General features: G+C 61.2%; 2 protein-coding genes. Both read right to left on the reverse strand.

Annotated elements, in window-relative coordinates; genetic code table 11:
- Positions 1-17: 17 nt before the first annotated feature.
- Positions 18-638 (reverse strand): T6SS immunity protein Tdi1 domain-containing protein, encoded by a 621-nt coding sequence (locus AC57B8_RS19995; RefSeq protein ID WP_496480559.1) that lies wholly within the window; start codon positions 636-638, stop codon positions 18-20.
- Positions 638-19,876, reverse strand: a complete 19,239-nt coding sequence (locus AC57B8_RS20000) for an Ig-like domain repeat protein (protein WP_496480560.1) — start codon at positions 19,874-19,876, stop codon at positions 638-640. Before AC57B8_RS20000 ends, AC57B8_RS19995 begins: the two co-directional genes overlap by 1 nt.
- Positions 19,877-20,214 lie beyond the last annotated feature (338 nt).

Raw genomic sequence — 20,214 nt, forward strand, 5'->3', positions numbered from 1 at the left:
GCACAACAGTGCCCTACTTAAGAAATAGTGATGTTCTCAATCGCTGAGCCAGCAGGCAAGCCTTTCACCCTCGAAATCAATTGCGTCAAGATCTCCCAATAAACATCCAAATCCCAAACCGTCAAATTGCTCACGGTGTCTGCACCGCCAAGAAACAGTGGTTTTTTGTACCCAATACATTGCCCGAGACTAGGAACTGCGCCACCGCTTGCCCGCCATTGCTCGTAGAAGCTCTCCGCCAATGCAGCCTCTCGATATTCGATAAGCTCGCTTTCGTGAAAGTTTTCTAAATTGCATGGGACCTCTAGTACTTCGGCAGTGCCTGGCTCAAACATTGCAACCGCCGGTTGGCCATCAACTACTCGCGTAGCATCAAGCGCAAAGACTCGGCCCAACCAGTCCACCGAAAAAGGTGTGATTTTCCCTGTGAATTGAGGAAAGGCATTCTCCAAAATCAAACACCAACGGCTCAAATCATCCGATGGCAAAACGCGATAAAGGCCATTATTGAACGACTTCCCGCCATGCTGAGAAATTAGTTCAACAAGTTGCCAATTTTGCGAAGAAGGAGCTTTCTTTTCATGTCGCGATATTTCCAATAAATCCGAGGAAAAAGCCTTGGAAAATATTTCGTACATCATCGGTCCTTTATTGTGACATCATTAATTCGAGTGCCCAAGGGGAGGCTTTTCGTTTGATTATAAATTTGAGGCCCAAGACTTCGATTAACACTCTTATCCAATAACCAACCATTGGCACGGATATCATCCGCGCCATTGAGCTGCAAATCCTGCTTATGGTCAACGTCTTTGCCTGGAGGAATAGGCCCCACTTCTTTTCTGTATCGAGCTGCGGCCGATGTACCAGAACGTGTGGCTGTAGACGTCTCAGTAAGCGGGCTGTCGTTTAGAAATTTAACCTTCATATCGGCATCCGCTCGTTGTTCCGCTGTCCAACCCCGTTTGTATTTGAGCTCCAAATTGACGCCCGTGTTTCCGTTACCCCCTGCTCCACCTATCGTGGCTGTGTGCCTGAATCCCTCCCCCGCATCCATTCCCATGCGGGCCTCAGCACGCCCTTGGCCCACACCGAAGCCATTTGCCGTTTCTACTCTTTCTCTCTGAACAATGCTCCGAACATTGGAGGTCCGATCGGCAAATAACTTGACACCACCATCAAGTATGGCGTCACCGATCATCCCTGCAAGCTGTCCAGCGGCAGCACCGAAAGCGCTAGGCCCGAGCTGCAGATCGTTGCCAGCGATGTGCATCTGAATCTGCAGATTGCGGTCAGATGCCCAGTCGGTAACCCACGACGAGACGGATTCTTGCAAGTAGTTACTAAGCTGCCCTCTTGCGCTACTGATCGCGTCGCTAGCTACAGCGCGACCAATGCCCATCACAATGGACTTCACTGGCCCACCGGTAACCACCGCCTTGGTTCCGGTGTATGCCAGAGCAGCTAAACGTGGATGCTCGTTATAGAGGTCGAGTAGCCCGTCAGCTACCTCAAGCCCACCCGTGAGTATGCGACCAGTCCTCGCTTCCACTGTGGGCTCACCACTAGTATCCGCAACAACGGTAACGCTCGGCAGCGTCGCGACCGAATTGATGCCGAGAGACTCGGAAGTTGCCGCCTCGGCCGCTTCCTGAACGGCGGCAGTTCTACCTCGAATGAAGTTGTTTGAAGCAGTAAAGATCTCATCATCAGTTCTGCCGGATGTACCGTAATCGAGCTTTGCCAGACCCGACTGAATCGACGGGTTCGTCAGAATCTTTTGGAAGTCTTCAGTCGAAGCCCCAGATTTGGCGAGTGCTTGAACATACTCGAGTGTCATGCGATTCGCATCGCTGCGCAGGCTCCCGTTCTCGTCAACCTTGTATTGCGCACCAATAGAGTCAAGGACTTCCTTTACGCGTTGAGTTTCGGCCTGCTGCCCACTAGCTGCCGCAATGCTGTCTCCCAACGCATTGCCAAACGCATCCGTAGCCACTTGGGTCACACTCACACGCCCGCCGCGCATGGCTGCAGCGGTCAAGCCTGCCGCGAATCCGCTTGTCGCGCGGGTTGCGAACTGACCGAGCGGTGCATTCCCGAAGACAGGGGCTACAACGTCGCTCACTATGGAGCCGACGCCCGCCCCAACCGCGGAGGCTGCGACACCTCTCCAATTGAAGCTGCGTTGCAAACCGGTAGCAACCGAGATACCTTGGGTGATGGCGCTCGAAAGCGCGCCGCGCCCGGACAGCGCAAGGGCCTTGTCAAAGCCCGTCGAAGTCACAGGCCCGAAAGCCGCCCCCACCCCGGCACTCACTCCTGCGCCGATCGCGCTCAGTGCCACTCCCTTCCAACTGAAGCCGTCTTGTGCACCGATGGCAATACCAACGCCTTGACTAACAATTGAGCCCACTGCGCCACCGACGACCGCGGAGCCTAAGGCGGCAGCGCCAAATCCGGCTGCGCCCAAAGTGGCGCCCCCAGCAGCAATCGCGCCGCCGCTTAGGACAGTGGTTCCAGCAGCGAACGCCGAAGTGGTCCCCGTTACAGCCCCCGAAGCCATGGCTGCGGCCCCTGCCGTATAAATCGTTACCACGACAGCCACCACCACCATGATGATCTGCCCCACTGCCCCGCAGCCACCATCCTGGCTCTGCGGCAGAGCCATCATCGTGGGCGAGTCATTGGCGATTTTGCTGGGGTCGTAGGGCTTGAAGGTGCTGACGTTGTTCGCGTTGCTCGTCGTCGCCGGAATGCGCAGCACTTGCCCCGTGCGCAGATCCGCATTGCTGCTCAGGCCGTTGGCGTCCGCAATCAGGTACCACAGACCCGCATCCCCATACGCTCCCTTGGCAATGCTCTGCAGCGTGTCGCCCGTGCCTACCGCATAGCTGCCCGGACTGCCGGAAGGGTAGTTGCCGTTGATCGGCTGGTAGCCGAAACTGAAGTCGCTTTGCGCACTGAACAGCGGTCCGTTCGACGCCAGCGGCGTGCCTTCGAAACGATCGTCTGCCAGCAGGCCATAGCGGCCCAGCACTTCGCCATTGACCACCAACTGACGCTGCCCATTCACATGCGTTTGCGGCGTACCCTCGTAGGCGTAGTACGCATACAGGACGTTGCCGTTGGCATCGTTCACGAAATTGTGTGTACGAAGCGTCGGCAGCGTCATCTGGCCAGGGTCACCAGTGAAATTCAGATGCCCATTGACGTCGTAGCCATACCCCAGCCCCCCTTGGACGGTGGCGCCTTGGGTGAAGCTCATGGCGGTGCGATATCCTTCGGCTCGATCCACTGTATTGGTCGTGGACGTGCCGGTGCCGCTCACAGTATCGGCCGCGAGGTAACTCACCACATTGCCGGCATCGTCATAGGTGTAGTTCACCGCGTTGTCCGACACCAAGTACTCCGTCGTCTTTTGGTGGATCAGTCGCCCGTTGGCGTCGTACATGCTCTGACGAGCTTGAAGTGCATCGTTGCCCGTGACCGGACTCAATTGCCGATGCAGGTTGATGTAGTCCACCCCCAAGCCACCTGGCGCACTTGAGATCACTCGACTGGCACCGTCGTATCCGCGCGCTTCGACCAGCGCACCATCGCGCACGGTGGTCGTCAGGCGGTTCAGACCGTCATAGTCGTAGACCTCGACGCTCTCGCCCGCTTCAGCCACCCATTGCCCGCTTCCGGCCTCACCCTGCTCCTTGATGCGCATGCCCTCACGCGTGTCTGTGCGTCGGTTGCCGTTGTAGTCATAGGTGATGCGATGCCCCTCGGTGCCCAGGGCGCCGTTGACGTTGGTCGCATCGACCACCGTCTGGCGATTCATCTCGTCGTACTGGAAGAAGCGCTCACTAGTTTCCTCCACGGGACTCTCGACCAGCATGGTGCTCAGCGAATGATCGCGCAGCTTCGTGTAGATCCGCGTGCGGTTGCCGACCTTGTCGTAGTCGATGCTGATGTCAGCACGCGTGTCGGCTATCCATCGCATGCGGCCCAAGGCGTCGTAGGCGATATGGTTGTCCTGGTATGTGACACCGCCCTGCACCAGGGTCTCCCGCAAGCGACGGCCCGCCAAGTCGTAGCTGTAGCTGCTGGTCTTGCCCACACCCGCATCGTTGATACGTACCAATTGACCCGCTGCGTCGTATTGGTAGCCCAGATTTTGGCCTCGCGTGTTGCTCTGTGCGATCAGTTGACGCGCGTTGTCATAGCTGTAGCTGTAGTTGGCACCGCCGATATCGCTATGCCCTTTCAGCTGGCCGAAGTAGTCGTACTTCCAGGTGGACAGTGCGCCGTTGGCATCCACCTCGAGTATCTTTCGATTGAGCGCATCGTAGGCCGAGCGGCTGACTTGGTTCAGCGGCTGCGTTGTGCGAATCAGATTGCCGCGCAGGTCATAGTCGTAGCGCAGCTTCTCCCCAGCACCGTTGGTTTGACTGAGCTTGCGACCGGCCTGGTCCCAGGTGTTTGTCTCAGTTATCTGCGCCGTGCCAATCACGGCCGGGCCAATAAGCGTGGGCCAACCCCAGATGTCCGTTGCCATGTGCGTGGTGCGCACCAGGCGATCGAGCTTGTCGTTGAGGAACCAGGTGCCGTTGCCCATGGCGTCGATGGTGCGCACCTTGTTGCCGAACGCATCGTAGGCATGGCTGACCACGCCGGTGCTGACCAGATTGCCGTCGGCATGCAGCTCGCGTACAAGGTTGCCGCCTGCGTCCCACTCCTGGCCATTGACGTGGTCATTGGCATCGCGCACTGCCACCTGGCGCCCCATGGCATCGTAGTAAAGCCGTGTGACCGGTGCTTCGGAATTGATGATGTTGCCATCGGCATCAGCCCCGGGATTCCCATCCTCGTCAGTCTGAACCTGCAAGACCATCTGGTTGTTGGCGTTGTAGCTGTAGGTGGTCTTCCAGCTCTGCGAACGCGGATCGGTGATGCTCACCACATTGCCCCAGCGGTCGACGTTCTGCAGCACCTTCGGACGAAGGTTGCGATCTGCATTGTTCAGCCCTGCGCTCTGCCCGATAGCGCGGCCACCCAGCAACGGGTCTTGGCTGATCGGGTACGGGCCCTTGTCCGTTGCGCTCCAACCGTATTGCGGTGGCGTGTCGGGGGTGCCTGGAACGCCCGGAACGTAAGCTGGCGTGGTGTCTGTGATCGAGACGCTGCCGTCGCCGCCGATGACCATGTTGCCCAAGGCATGGCTGGTCGCAGTTGCACCCGGGCCGGGGAAGAAGCCGTAGGCGTACTCGTAGACACCCGCCGGGAACTGTTGGCCGGTGATGTTCGCCTCCCAGTAGCCGTCCGCGCGAGGTTGCAGCGTGAGGGGCAAGAACAGAACCCCAGTGCCCTGTGGCCGCATACCAAAACCACTGATCAAGCCCGGCGGTGGCGGGGGCAAGCGCACCACGTAGACCGTCTGGTAGATATCGCCCGTCGATTCATCGCTCCCGATCACCTCCTGCCGAGATTCAACTGTCAGGCCGTCAATGCGCGGCAGACCTTGGGCAGGGATCTCAGGGGTACCCGGCACGCCAGCGACCTTGTTGATCTGGCCCGTGGCGTGAGCGTATGGCCCCGCTTCACCGGGATGAGTCCACAGAACCTCGTATTCGTACTGCCCCGCTCCCAGGCCGGAGATATTGATGGTGCTCCAGTCGCTTCCGGCAGCTCGAGTAATGTCCCACGGACCGCTCCACTCTCCGCCCACGGCGCGCACCCGGATGGTCTGCAGATCCCCACTCCCAGGGCCCTGCCACTCGAGCGTCTGCGCTCCTCCGTTGACACCAGCCACGCCGAAAGTGGACAGCGGACGCGGCGTGATGTCGAAGGTCCCTGTGGAGGTGACCCGGTTGGGCTGTCCAGGTGCGTAGGTGGTGACCTGGTACTCGTAGCTGCCCAGTGGTAGCCCGGACAGATCGCCGCGCGCCGAATCACCGAATCTCACGGTCGCCAACTCATTCCAGGCACCATTGCTGCCGGCCAAGCGGTACTGCACCTGGAGCGAGGCATTCGGATCATCCGGACTGTCCACCTGCAGGCTCTGGCCGACATAGCCCACGCCGTTTTGCGAGATGAGCGTCTGCCAGTTGGCCTGCAGATCCTTCTTGGCCACCACAACACGCGAGATGCGGCCGATACCGCCGTAGGCCTCGTCGGCCGCAGGGCTCCAGCTGAAGCTTGCACCTCCGTTGCCTTCAATGGCATTGAGGATCTGCGTCTTGAGCTGTTCAGGCCCTTCGTTGCCCTGAGCGTCTACAGGGATGTAGTAAAGCTGAACGCTCACGTCACCACTTCCCAGGCCTCCCAGCACGTTCCAGCCAAGATTGACGGTGTTGGTGCCGCTCCAGCCTTCGTCGCCGTGGACGGCTCGATCGGCAATGCCGCCGACCAGTGCACCGGTGCTCACGCTGACCCCGCCTTGCAGTTCCTGGCGCTCCGGCAAGGACGTGCTCACCACCCGCCCGAGCAGGTCGTAGGCGGTGTCCGTGCGTCGTACATCCGACAACTGCGCCACCTGCGCAGCATTGGCGACGCTGCGCAGGTTGATATCTCCGCGCCCCGTGCCGGCGCTGCGAACGTCGGCCGTCTGGCGCCCTTGCAGGTCATACAGAGCGATCTTGTCGATGCCATCACCCGCGTTGGTGCGCCACAGGCGTCCGGCTTTGTCGTAGTCGAAGTACTCTCCAGCCTTGCCGTTGACGCTCTTGGCAACCAGTTCACCAAAAGCGTTGTATTGCATGGCGCTGTCGACCACGAGACCGGCGGCGCCGGCTCCCGTGTTGACGGTGGTTTGGCCATCCGCCTGCGCTGCCGTGCCTTGCCACAGCAGCACCCAGTTACCTGCCCCGTCCTGTTGGAAGATGCGAATCTGGTTGACGCTGCCGATCGGCTCGTTGGGAACGAGTTCCACCGGAGCCCCGATCGCGCTGGGCAGGAAGGTCTGCGCAAAGGTTGCGGCGTGGCCAGGCTCCGTGGTTCCGGGCGTGCTCTCGTCACCAGCAACCGTACGGTCCGGAGTAATGAAGTCGAACTGAACCTGAAAGGCCCCGCCCGGGGACTTGACGAGGTTACCCAACTGCGTCAGCGTGAGCTTACCGTTCGAACCCTGCGTGCCTGGGCTGTTCTCGGTCCCACCAGTCGCATAACTGCCAACGGTCACGCTGGCATTCGGATTGGTGGCGTAGACCCCGTTGGTTTGGGCGCCGCCGTTGGTGGCGTCCAGATTGTCGGTGGCGGTGCCAGGGTCAAGCACATGGGTCTGCTGGCCCAGCGCGTCGTATTGGTAGGCGCGGAACAGCGTGCGCGTGGTGCCGGCGTTGTCGGTGACGCCCTGCCACTCCTTGGCGATCAGGCCCTGGCTGTTGTACGAGCTGTAGTGATTGACGCCCATGGCGTCGGTGCTTTGCACCGTGTGGCCCAGTGCGTCGTACTGGGCGAAGCTGGTGCGGTCGGTGCGGGCAATGAGGTCGGCATCGCGCACCGGGTCAAGCGCGGCTTGGATGGTTTCCGTCACATACAGGTGATCCAGCCCCCAGGTGATCGGCGCGACGTTGTACGCGCTGAAGTAGCGGGTCAGCTTGCTATCGAAGGGCCCCTGGGCGCTAGTGCTGACGTAGATTTCGTCGTTCTGAAGCGCATAGGGCCGCCCCAGACTGCCGCTGGCCAGGGCGTTGGCCTCGTCCAGGCTGGTCGTGAAGATGATGTCCGTGCTGCCATCGGTCGCTTGCAGGCGATACAGCTTGGTGGTGCCCGGTTGTGCCGTCGTGGCCACGTACCCGACCGGTGCCTCGGCCTGGAAGGCCGGGATCGCCAGCCATGCCTGCCACTCCGCTTCGTCGGTGGTGAAGTAGTGCTTGTTCAGCACCGTGTTCACGCCCCGGTACAGCAGCTTGCTGCCGGCAAACGGCGCGCTGGCGATGTACCCGATCGTGCTCTCCTTGCCCCACATGGGTGCGGCAGGGTTGCCCAGGAAGAACATCCCCTCGAGCAATGCGACTTCCGGGTTGGGAATCGACACGATGGACGGTGTCGGGTTGGGACTGAGCGGATTGCCGTTGGCATCGGCCCCGTTGACGTACTCGGTCTTGAGCACGACGTTGCCGTGGGCATCGCGGCGGAAGACGGTCAGCGGCGTGATGGCCGCGCCGGTCTCTGTGCTGGTGCGGGTGGGTTCGGCCACCGCGGTGACGCGCCCCAGCGCGTCGTAGTAGCTGTAGGTGACTGCGCCCTTGGCGTCGGTGGTACTGGTGAGGTTGCCCACGGCGTCATAGCCGTAGCTGGTGGTCAGATCGCCGCGCGTGCTGATGCCGTTGGACGCTTCGCTGTATTCGACGTACTTGCGCGTCTCGCTGACCTTGCGGTTGTAGCGGTCGTAGACGGTGTCCACGCGCCGGTCGTTGTTGACGTCCAGGTTCGTGGGCGTGGGCGGGGTGCCGCCCGCGTTGACCGCACCGGTCCAGCCGGCAAGGTTGCTGGTTCCCGTCCAACTCACCGCCTTCGCATACTCGATGCGCATAGTGACGTTGCCCGCCATGTCGAAATTCTGGGTGGTCAGGTAGCCCAGTGCGTCGACGCTGGCCACCTGCTTGCCGCGGCGGTCGTAGAAGTTGGTGCTCAGGGTCCAGGTGCTGGCGTCCTTTTGCTGTGCGACCTGGGTGAGTTCACCGAAGGTGTTGTAGGTGTTGCGGGTGGTCTTGCCACCCTCCATGTACGGTGTACCTGTCGTCTGACTGCTGTCATACACACTGACCGTGGGTTCCTTGATCTGGATCGCCCGTCCCAGGCGGTCATAGTCGGTCAGGATCTTCCGGTTGTTGTCATCCAGGGCATTGATGGCGCCTTGAACCTGGGTCGTGCTCAGGCTTGCTGGCCCAGCAGTCGTCAGGCCGGTGCTTGCGCTGTAGCGGGTCAGGATGGTGGCATCACCGAAGGCGTTGCGCTGATAGCCCGTGGCGAAGCCCAGTGCGTCCACTTCGTAGGCCACGCGGCCGACGAGGTCGTAGGTCTTGTAGCTGCGATTGCCGCCGATGTCGCGGTTGGCAATGGCGTTGCCCAGGGCGTCGTAGGTGGTCTCGGTGTAGAGCGTCTGGACGGTGTCGTGGCGGCTGTCGACGCCATCGACTGCGAAAGTGTCGCCCGAGGGGGTGTACACGCCCACGGGCGGATAGATGACCTTGATCTGGCGACCGACCTGGTCGTACACGTAGGCGGTGGTGCGCTCTTCAGGGCGGCCCACCGCCTCCGTGCGTCTGTAGAGGTTGCCAAAGGGGTCGTACTCGATTCGGGTGACGACGCTGCCCGCGCCACTGTGGGCCGCGTCGACTTGCAAGCGACCGTCTCCTCCAGGGACGACGGCCGTGAGCTCGACCTGGGGCGATGTCTCCTGCACCATGCGGCCACTGCGGTCGTAGGCATAGGTCCACACGGCCTGCTTGGCATTGGTGTAGCTGGTCTTGTTGCCCAGCACGTCGTAGGTCCACGATTCCGTGAGGCCCATGGTGTCGGCACTAAGGACGCGCCCGGCCGCGTCGTACACCAAGCTCTTGCTGCGGTCGTCCGGAGAGAGAACGACGGCCGCAGCAATCGCCGCGGCCGTGTTGGCCGTTCCCAAGGGGATGGACAGCGCGTACTGCAGGATGCCTTGCACCTGGTCCAGGCCGTCGTAGTTTGTCTTGGTGACGAAGCCCAAGGCGTCGATGCCGTAGATCACCCGACCGGCTGCGTCGAAGACTTGGCGCGAGATGCGGTCGTTGGCGACGTCCGCTGTTATGCGCGCGCGGATGTCGCCCACGCTGGCGGTGGTGCTCAGACCGGTCGCACTGATCGCCTTCGCGTACTGGCGGCTCTCGGTGGTCTGGCCCAGGCCGTCATAGACGGATTCGGTGGTTCCACCTTGGGCGTCGACGGCGAAGACCTGGCGGTTGGCCAGGTCGTAGGCGAAGCGCTGGATGCGGTCGTTCCCAGGGTCCCCCAAAAAGGCTGGGCTGAAACTTCCGCCGCTTACACCGTAAACGGATGATGGAACTCCCTGGCTGTTGTAGAACGCAAGATATCCATCATCTTGAACCACAAGATAGGCCAGCCCCGGCCCGAAGTTGGTCGCGACGTTGTTGCCCGCATAAAGGAGCAAACGCCCCTCGCTGTCGAAGGCAAGCCGATCCCCGGTGAAAGAATGTCCTCCTCCAGGTACTTGAAGATCTTGAAATCGCAAGTATCCGCCCGAGAACGACAGCTGATAGCGCCCGTTTGCCGACGTGAGGACTTGCCCTGGCACCAATGACTGCCCTGGCTTGAGCATCGCCGAAGCAGGCGGCACCGAAGATAGACTTTGAAGCTGGGCCTCGGTGTAGGTCGTGGTCGGTCCGGGCTTTGCGATGAGATTCGCGTACCCGACCTGCTGGGTGACGTTGCCAAAAGCGTCGTAGATGGCGCGTGTCACACCGCCCAGGGCGTCGACCGTGAAGGTGCGCCTGCCCACACTGTCGTGTGCAAACACGGTGATGCGGTCGGTGCCGCTGGCTGCAACGCTGCTGGGCAGCGAGGCGTTGGTGATACGGGTGGCGTATTGCACTTGCCGCGTGAGGCTGCCGGTGCCGTCGTAGGTAAAGCCTGTGACGGCTCCTGTGCCATCCACCTGATACGACAGTCGTCCCGCGGCATCGTAGGCCATGCGGGTGGTCTGGTCGTCCACCGAGGTCACAGAAGAATTAGCCAACGCCTCGTAGGTGAGCGGCCCAGCGGAGAGCACGGGGAAGAGGTAGCGGGTGTGGCTGGTGACGTTCCCATTGCCGTCGTAGCGCCAGCCTTGCAGCGCCCGCAAGGGCCCCATGCCTTCGGCGAAACTCAGCGAAGGAGATGTGACACGATCGATGCGATCCAGCTGGAAGGCCTTGCGGTTGGCCCCGTCGTACACCCATTCCGTGATGCGGTCGGCGTTGCTTGTAGCAGCACTGGCCGGATCGGCGCCTTCCGCAACGGGCGTGGCGTACTGGATCAGGCGCGTGACATTGCCGTTGGCGTCGTACTCGGTCTTGCGGACGGCGCCGATGCCATCCACGCTCCAGGTCAGTCGGTTGGCCGCGTCATAGACGTTACGCACACGCAGATCATGGGCATCGTCGGCGACAACGGTAGGTGCCGTGCTGCCATTCCAGGCCGCCAGCGCGGCTGTCGTGAGTGGTGTGGCGTAGCTGCGTTTGCTGACGACGTTGCCATTGGCGTCGTAGGCGAACTGGGCGGCATTGCCCAGGGCGTCAATGCTCCAGGTCGCACGGCCAGCAGTGTCGTAGACGGTGCGGATGCGCTGATCGCGGGTCGGATCGGCGACCACCGGGGGGGCTGACGTGCCGTTCCAGCTGCCGAATGCAGCACTGGTCAGTGCCGTCGCATAGGCACGCGATTCGGTGACGTTACCGTTCGTGTCGTAGAAGTACTGAACCACACCTCCCGAACCATCGACCTTCCAGGCCGCCCTGTTGAGGGCGTCGTAGACGGTGCGCACGCGCTCGTCGCGCGCTGCATCCACAGTGACGGGCGGATCGCTGGCGATGTTCCAGCTCGTCAGGTTGATGCGAGTGGCATAAGCCCGCGTCTCGATGACATTGTTGGCCTTGTCGTATTTGTACTCGACGACAGCACCGGTACCGTCCACGCTGAAGCGCAGTCGTCCATCACGATCGTAGCGGCGGCTTTCGATGATGTCGGAGCCCGCACTGAGCACGACCTTTGCCTGGATCTGCGCGACCGTGGGCGCATTGCTCAGGCCAGCGGTGATGATCGGCGATGCATACGTGGTGCGGCGAACTACCCTACCCTCTGCGTCGTATTCCTGCCTCGAGAGATTGCCCAACGCATCGAGCGTGTAGACCAGACGGTTGTTGGCATCGTAGGCGTAGCGCGTGGCATTGTTGTTGCCATCGATAGACCGCGTCACGTTGCCGGCGGCGTCGTACTCGTAGCTGCGCGTGAGGTTCAACCCTGCGGGGTCGATCTGTTCCTTGATGCGCCGACCGGCACCGTCGTAGGTGTACGCGGTGACGTTGCCCTTCGGGTCGGTGACCGTGAGCAGCTGACCTGTGGTGTCGTGGGTATAGCTGGTGGCAAGATTCAAGCCCGAAGGGTCGACCACCTGGCGCACGGTCTGACCCGCAAGATCAAACTCGGTGGTGGTCACCGTTCCACGCGGATCAGTGACGCTGATGGCCTGGCCCTTGGCGTCGTATGCGTAGGCCGTGGTGAAGTTCTGGCCAGTGGGGTCCAGTGTGCGGGTCAGCAGGCGGTTGACCGCATCGTAGGTGTAGTTGGTGACAACCCCGTTCGCATCGGTGCTGGTCAAGCGCAGGCCGGTCTTGTCGTAGGTTGCGGCGGACGTGACGCTCAACGGCGCGCTGCTTCCGGTGAGGTTGCCGCTCTTGTCATAGCTGTAGCTCGTGGTGTTTCCGCGGCCGTCGGTCACGCTCTGGGTCTGGCCCTGGCGCGTATGAACCGTTGTCACCGTCACGCCCTCCGGGGTCGTCACGGTGATGCTTCGGTTGACCTGGTTGTAGCTGTAGTTGGTCCAATGCCCAATCGCGTCACGCGTCCAGATCACACGACCGAAGGCGTCATATTGGGTGATATGTTGGCCATTGAGCGCATCGGTGACGCTAGCCACACGACCCTGTCGATCGTAGGTCGTTTGGGTTCGGTTGTTGTTGCCATCGAAGCTGTCGGAGATGCGGCCAAAGGCGTCATACGTCTGGCTCTGGGTGATGGCAAGGCTCGCCGTGTCGCTGATACTCTTGGTCTTCAGGCCCCGACGGTCGTAGCTGGCGGTATCGGTGACGACATAACCGCTCTTGAGCGCATGGCTGCTCGCGATGGCCTCTCGGAAGGCGTTGTAGGAATAGCTGGTGGCACTGCCCAGTGCATCCGTGGTGCTGGCCACGGTACCCGTGGCGTTGTAGGCATGAAGGACATGGGTGTCCTTGGTTGCATCCGCCACGACACCGAGCTGACTGGCCAAGGTATCCGAGTTCAGGCCGCCGGGGGTGAGGTTGCCTAGAGCCTCGACATCGATGCGAGACCCGTAGACGATCTGCTCATCGAGTTGGCCAAGGACGTTGTACTTGCTCTCAGTGACTTCACCCAGAGCGTTGACGGTGTACGTCAATCGTCCGATGGGGTCATAGAAGAATAGAGTGCGGCGGCCGTTGGCGTCGGTGGTGCTGGTGCGTCGACCTGCTGTGTCGTAGGTGTGAGTGGTGCCGTTGGCCGCCCACAGTACCAGCGGGTCGTTCAAGGCTACAGCGTCACTACCGCGGCCATCCAGTTCACCGATGAGGCGCCCCTGGATGTCGTAGCGCACCCGATTGGTTCGTTCGTCCGCTGTGCCCAGGGCAGTGACGGTCTGCACGAGCTGCCCCACGCTGTTGTAGGAAAACTGGGTGACCGTTCCTTCTGCGTTGGTGCGAGTCAGGAGTTGATTCGCATTGCTCCAGGTTTGGAACACCTTCTGATCCTGGGGCGGAATCAACCCAGGGCGGATGCTGTCCAGTGTGGAAGAGGCGGATACGGCGCCTGCTCGACCCGCATAGCGAATGGACTGTGTGACGTTTCCGCGCGAGTCGTACACCGTTTCGGTGAGGTACCCCTCGTTATCGACCTGCCCAACCAATCTGCCCCTGGCATCATAGAAGTTGTAGCTTTGAGCGTCCCGGTCGTACCACCGCTGCGGTCGCAAGCCAGCCAGGTTGTAGCTGGCGCGTGCGATGGCGATTGCAGCGATGCGATTGGCAGCGCTGTTGAAGGTGGCCGCGCGGTTGTAGTAGGCCAGCGTTTCGATTTGCTCGCCCGCCGCGTTGTACTTGTATTCTGTGAGGTAACCCTCGGCATCCACCGTGCCCTGAAGCTGCCCATCGCGGTTGTACAAGCGAGTGACGGTGCGATCCTGCGCATTATCGAGATTGACCAAGATGGTATTAACCGCAGGGCCTTCAACGACTTGGGTGAAGCTGACCTCGCTATCGGTGTTGTGCGCATCGCCACTGTAGGCAGCCATGAAAGTGTGCGTGCCTGGAGGCAGTGACACACCGGACAAGGTCGCCACGCCGTCAACAATCTGTGCAGCTCCCAATAGCCGAACACCGTCGTAGAAGCTGATCAGACCGGTAGGCTGAGGGCCATTAATCCGAACTGACAGCGAACCATCCTTGGCAACCGAAGTTGGCGACAAGTTGGTCAGCGTCGAAGACGCCTTGCCTATCGTGACACCACCTGTGGTCTGAGAAGTGACGTTGTTGGCGTCGCCGGAATAGACTGCCTTGATGGTGTGTGATCCGACCTCTAGATCATTGACACTCAAGGTGGCTTTTCCTGCCACCAATGACGCTGTACCCAATAGCACGGCACCGTCATAGAAGCTCACGGTGCCGTTCTCTGGACGCCCTTGGCCCGACCCCGTCGCCGTGAGGACCAGCGGTGATCCATACACCGGATTGGCCGGTGACATCACCAGTGAAACCGAGCTCGCCAGAGGTGCGGCCACAACCTGCTGGGCAAGGGCACCAGATGTACTCACCGCATTGCTGCCGTCCCCTTCGTATTTCGCGGTAATGTTTGCAGTCCCCAGGGGAAGACTGCTGGTGACCAGAGTTGCCACACCATTGACAATCGTGGCTGTCCCAATGACCGTTGTACCGCTGTAGAAGGTCACGGTCCCTGTGGGATCAGGCGCAGTTGAACCGTTGGTGGCGTGCTTCACCGTTGCCGTTAGCGCAAGTGGTGCCCCCACAACCGCTTGAGGCCGCGCGGACGTCAGACCAACGGAAATGGGAGCCCGCTCGACAACCAATGGGTTGTTCACCGGCGACTTGTAGCTGACGCTTGCATAGTCGGCGCTGCCCGAATACACCAATGTCAGCTCGTGCGTGCCCATCGGGATACCTGTGATTTGCGCGTGAAACCAAGAGTCCCTACCGCCCTCGGCAAGGTTCACGCTGCCAATCAACTGGTCACCGGCAAAGTAGCTCAGCGTGCCCACGCTCAGGTAACCGTGGATGACGGTGTACACCCCCGCCACCTGGCCGTACTGCGCAGTCCCGCCGTAGACATCGATCAGTGGCCGACTCGTGCCCGTCGTGTTCAGCGGTGGAACGGTACCGCTGCCCGCAGTCACGTTGACGGAGACTACTTGCGTGGTCACGCTGCCGTAGTTTTTCTTGTCCCCCGAATAGGTGGCCTGGATCGAATTGAGGCCCACAGGTAGGTTGTTGACCGAGAGCACCGCCGTTCCATTGACGACAAAGGCCGTTCCCAGCACGGTCTTGCCGCTCAAGAACGTCACCACGCCACTGGCATCAGCGCCCGCAATCTGCGCCGTCAATTGAATTGTTTCATCTTGCGTCGCACTCGACGCGGATGCTGTCAGCGCCAAAGTGGATATGGTGTTCAGCGTCTGGTGCGCCAGACCAGGCGAAACACTTGAGGCATTGCCACTCGAGTCGCCTGAATAGATTGCGTTGAGGTTGGAGCCTCCCAGTGGCAGGCTGCCAACGGACAGACTTGCCTGACCATTGACGACCGTTCCCCTCCCCAGATAAACCGTGCCGTTGTAGAAATCCACAGTTCCTTGAATCGGGTTCAAGGCTTCACTGGAAATCGAACGGACGGCAGCCGTGAGTTGCACGGCTGATCCGAAGCGTGAAGGCTCTTGTGAAACTTCCAACTTCACAGTCGTTCCAATTGCAGCCACTGATTGGTTTATCTGCTGCAACAACGACGATGAAAAGGTTGCCGGTGCGTTGCTGGAATCTCCTGCATAGCTTGCGCTGATGTAGGACGCCCCCAGGGGAAGGCTGCTGGTGACCAGGGTTGCCACGCCGTTGACAATCGCGGCCGTCCCAATGACCGTTGTGCCGCTGTAGAAAGTGACAGTTCCAGTAGGTTCAGGCGCTGTCGAACCATTGGTTGTGTGCTTCACCGTTGCTGTAAGTGTCAGTGGGGCACCCACCACCGCTTGGGGCCGAGCGGACGTAAGGCCGACAGAAATGGGAGCCCGCTCGACAACCAATGGGTTGGTCACCGGTGATTTGTAGCTGACGCTTGCATAGTCGGCGCTGCCCGAATACACCACAGTCATCTCGTGCGTGCCCATCGGGATGCCTGTAATTTGCGCGTGGAACCAAGAGTCCCGACCGCCCTCGGCAAGATTCACACTGCCAACCAACTGATCACCGGCAAAGTAGTTCAGTGTTCCTACACTCAAGTAGCCATGAATGACGGTGTACACCCCTGCCACCTGACCGTACTGTGCAGTCCCGCCGTAGACGTCGACTAGCGGTCGAGTCGTGCCCGTCGTGTTCAGCGGTGGAACGGTGCCGCTACCCGCCGTCACGTTGACAGAGACCATTTGCGTGGTCACGCTGCCAAGGTTCTGCTTGTCTCCCGAGTAGGTGGCCTGGATCGAATTAAGACCCACCGGCAGGTTGTTGACCGAGAGCACCGCTGTTCCATTGACGACCGAGGCCATGCCCAGCACGGTCTTGCCGTTGAAGAACGTAACCACGCCACTCGCACCGGCGCCCGCGATCTGCGCCGTCAATACGATCGTGTCGTCCTGCGTCCCGCTCGATGCAGACGCCGCCAACGTCACTTCCGTCTCAGAGCGCGCTCCATCAGGCGTGCGACTCGTAGCGCTTACCGCATCTCCGCTGTAGACAGCGCGAAAGGAGCTTGCCGCTCCGACTCCTGCAAACAACAGGGTGGCGATACCATCTACGACCGACGCAGTACCTAAGACAGTCGCCCCGTTGTAGAACGTGACTGTTCCGCCAAGAGCAAGCACTGGACCCGGCGCAGTGCTCACCCTCGCGATCAGGTTGCTGGACGTGCCGACTGCATCGACTTGCAACGTGGTAGTCGTAGGAGCCGGAAGAACCTGCAGTGCCTGCGTTGTGACCGAGTTCGCATGCAAAGCGTCGCCGCCATACTCCGCACGCACGCTCACACTCCCCACCGGCAAGGTGTCGAGTGTCAAGAGAGCAAGCCCATTGACGACCGAGGCCACGCCGATCAGCGTTGTTCCGTTATAGAACTTTACCTCCCCCGTAGCGGCAGCCAAGTTTGGCGGCTGCGCCGTAGTCAACGCGACGGAGATGGTGAGCGGTCGCCCATAGCTCGCAGGATTTGGTGAGAAGCTCAGCGCTGCATTCGTGGTGGCACCGGTGATCGTCTTTGAAACAACTGCCGACATACTCGCCGGCCTGATCACATCGCCTGAGTAGGCCGCACGAATGCCATTCACTCCAACCGGCAACTCGCTCGTGACCAGCGTGGCCTTGCCGTTGACCACCATCGCACTGCCGATGACCGTCTCACCATTGAAGAAGGTCACCATCCCGCCGGGATTCGTTCCATCGATAGTGGCCGTGAGCGTCACCGCCGAGCCCAACGGATTGAGTCCCGCACTCACGCCAAGTGAGACTCCACCCACGGTCGCCGGATTCACAAGCAACTCGATGTTGGCCCCATTGCCCAACTGACTGACATCGATCGGATTGGCCAGTTGCGTCACGCTCAGGATGCGCGAGGCCCCGTCATAGGTGGTCTGCGTCACATAGCCCAGCGCATCCACCTGCCAGGTGAGCCGATTGGCCGTGTCGTAGAAGCGCCAGACCTTCTGGTCCTGGGGCGCCCCCGCAGGCCGAAGCGCATCCAGGCTGGTGGCCGTGTTCGTGGCGCTCCATGCCGTGGTCGGCTTGCCCGTGCCATCGACCAGATTTGCCGTGCTGATCTTGGTCGCATATGCGATGGTTTCTCGCAACTGCCCGTTGGCGTTGTAGACGTACTCGATCACCGCACCAGTGGCATCGATGTCGGCAATCTTGCGCCCCGCCTCGTCGTACAGCATCCACTTGCGCACGCCCGTCGGATCCTGCGTCATCAGCAGGTTGCCGTCCTTGTCGTAGGCATAGATGGTGGCGCCCAGCACGCCGGTGCCGGCGCTTTGCTGGGTCACGCTCACGAGGCGCCCGGCCTTGTCGTAGGCCGAGACGGTGACCAGCCCGCTGGCGATGGTCACGCTGGTCTTGCCGTTGGTGTCGTCGTAGCTGGTGATCGTGGTGTTAGGCGTGGCACCGCCGTCCAGCGACGGCGCACTGATGCTGAGAACTCGGCCCAGGCCGTCATAGGTGTAGGTGGTGAGGGCGGTGGGACCCCCAGCTGTCGTTGCTGGCTCGATCTTCTGCAGCAACAGCCCCCTCTGGTCGTAGATGTACTGGGTGGTGGCCGCGGTGCCGGCCACGCCGCTTCCGTTGGCCGCGGTCGACGCGTAGGTGGTGCTGCTGCTCAGTTGGCCTCGCGCGTCATAGACCAACTCGGTGAGTTGGGTGCGCGTGAGAACTCGGCCTGCAGCCCAAGTGTTCAGTTGTGCCTCGGTCGGCACATCGGTGATGGCCAGAGCCGTCATGTCGTAGGCTTCACCGGCGTATTCGATGACACGGGTGCGCTGGCCGTAGGCGTCGTAGCGGTACTCGGTGACGTTGCCCTGCGGCGTGATCGCAAAGAGCAGCCGATTGGCATTGCCCGCCGCATAGACATAGCGTGCGGTTTCGGGCAGCGCGGCGTCCTTGTTGAACGCACCCCGGTCACCTACGGCCGCATCGGCGTAGATGGTGTCGGTCAGCAGTTGGTTGGCACCGTTGTAGGTGCGCACCCGGGTGTCGCCGGCCGAGTCGACTTCGCGGGTCAGGTTGCCGTGGTCGTCGTACTGCAGCGCGACCTTGTGGCCCTCGCCATCGGTCACGAGAGTGACGTTGCCCAAGGCGTCGTAGGCGTAGCTGATCTGGCTCAGGCCGTTGGCGTTGCCGGCGGTGACGCCGCTGCGCACCTGGGTGAGCTGGCCCTGGGCGTCGTACAGGTAGACCGACTGGGCGCCCAGCGGATCGGTGACGGTGGTGGTGTTCTGAGCGCTGTCGTAGCCAAAGCGGGTGATGCCGCCCAGAGCATCGGTGACGGTGGCGACCTTGTAGGTGCCGCCCACCTGGACGTAGGTGAAGCTCAGCGCGGTGCCATCGCTTTGCGTGACGCTGGCCACGCGCTGGCTGTTGCCGTCGTAGGTGTAGGTGGTGACGTAGACGTCGTTGCCCGAGACAGAGTTGTCGTCGGGCGAGAGATCGACGGTGACCCTGAACAGGCGATCCCGGTTGTCATAGGCATAGTGCACGGTGGTGGTCGTGACGCCGCCAGAGACAGTGCGGATCTGGGTCAGATTGGTACCGCTGTAGTCGTAGTAGCTGACATCCCCATTGGCGTCGGTGACGGACTGCACGGTCCCGTTGCCGTTGTAGGCGTAGCTGATGGTGTTGCCGTCGGTGTCGGTGACGGAGACCAGGCGACCCGCACCGCTGGACTGGTAGCGCTCGATGCGGCCGGTTTCGCCGTCGGTCCAGACGAATTGGGAGGCACCACTGTCGTAGGCAATGGTGTCGAAGGCCCCCGCGCCGTCAGGGCTGACGTAGCGGCTGCGGGCCGCGTCCCAGGTGTAGACCGCCTCGGCCCCGTCGCGATCGGTGCGCGTGAGGGTGCTTCCGGCCGCTCCCGCTGTGCCGGACGTCAGCACAACCTTCTGGCCAAAGGCCCCTACGCTCCAGTTGTCGCCGTTGTCGTCGCTGAGCAGGCCCTGGCTGTTGTAGGTGCGTACGGCCTGGATGTCGAGTCCGCGGCCCATGAGGACATCGTCACGCCCCTGCAGCACGAGGTTGCCGTTGGCGATGTTGACAAAGGACTGCTCGCCGCTTCGGCCCTGCCCTGCGGTGCCCAGCTGGCCACGTTGGCCCAGCGTAGCCAAGGAACTCAGGCTCAGGCCCAGACTGTTACCGCTGACGATTGCAACCATTTCACTGCCTCGAAGTTTCCGGTGAACCGCCAAACGGCAGCCGCTACAGGAGACCCCTGAGGCTGGGCCAACCCACTATGGGAGGACCTACGGTTCTGGACAACTCATCCAGACGCCCCGCCATTCGTTTAGCAATGGCTTCAATCCCCTCCAGAAAGGTCGACTTTTCCTTAACACCTTCGGATTGCAGCGGATAGATTGACCAACGACGCAGTCGATTCGGAGTGGGTGCGGCAATCCGATAGATGGTTCGCTACACCACTCAGTACGACAATGCGTAACGGCGGATACCTTGCAGGCATCCGTTCGACTGCTCTTTGAGCGTCAGCTTCTTCAGC

The organism is Variovorax sp. BGA-UO-ETr-C22 (genome assembly GCF_059567965.1).

Bases quoted from the DNA above. Each gene is read 5' to 3' on its own strand.
- AC57B8_RS19995 (WP_496480559.1), bottom strand. From the start codon at position 638: ATGTACGAAATATTTTCCAAGGCTTTTTCCTCGGATTTATTGGAAATA.
- AC57B8_RS20000 (WP_496480560.1), bottom strand. From the start codon at position 19,876: ATGGTTGCAATCGTCAGCGGTAACAGTCTGGGCCTGAGCCTGAGTTCC.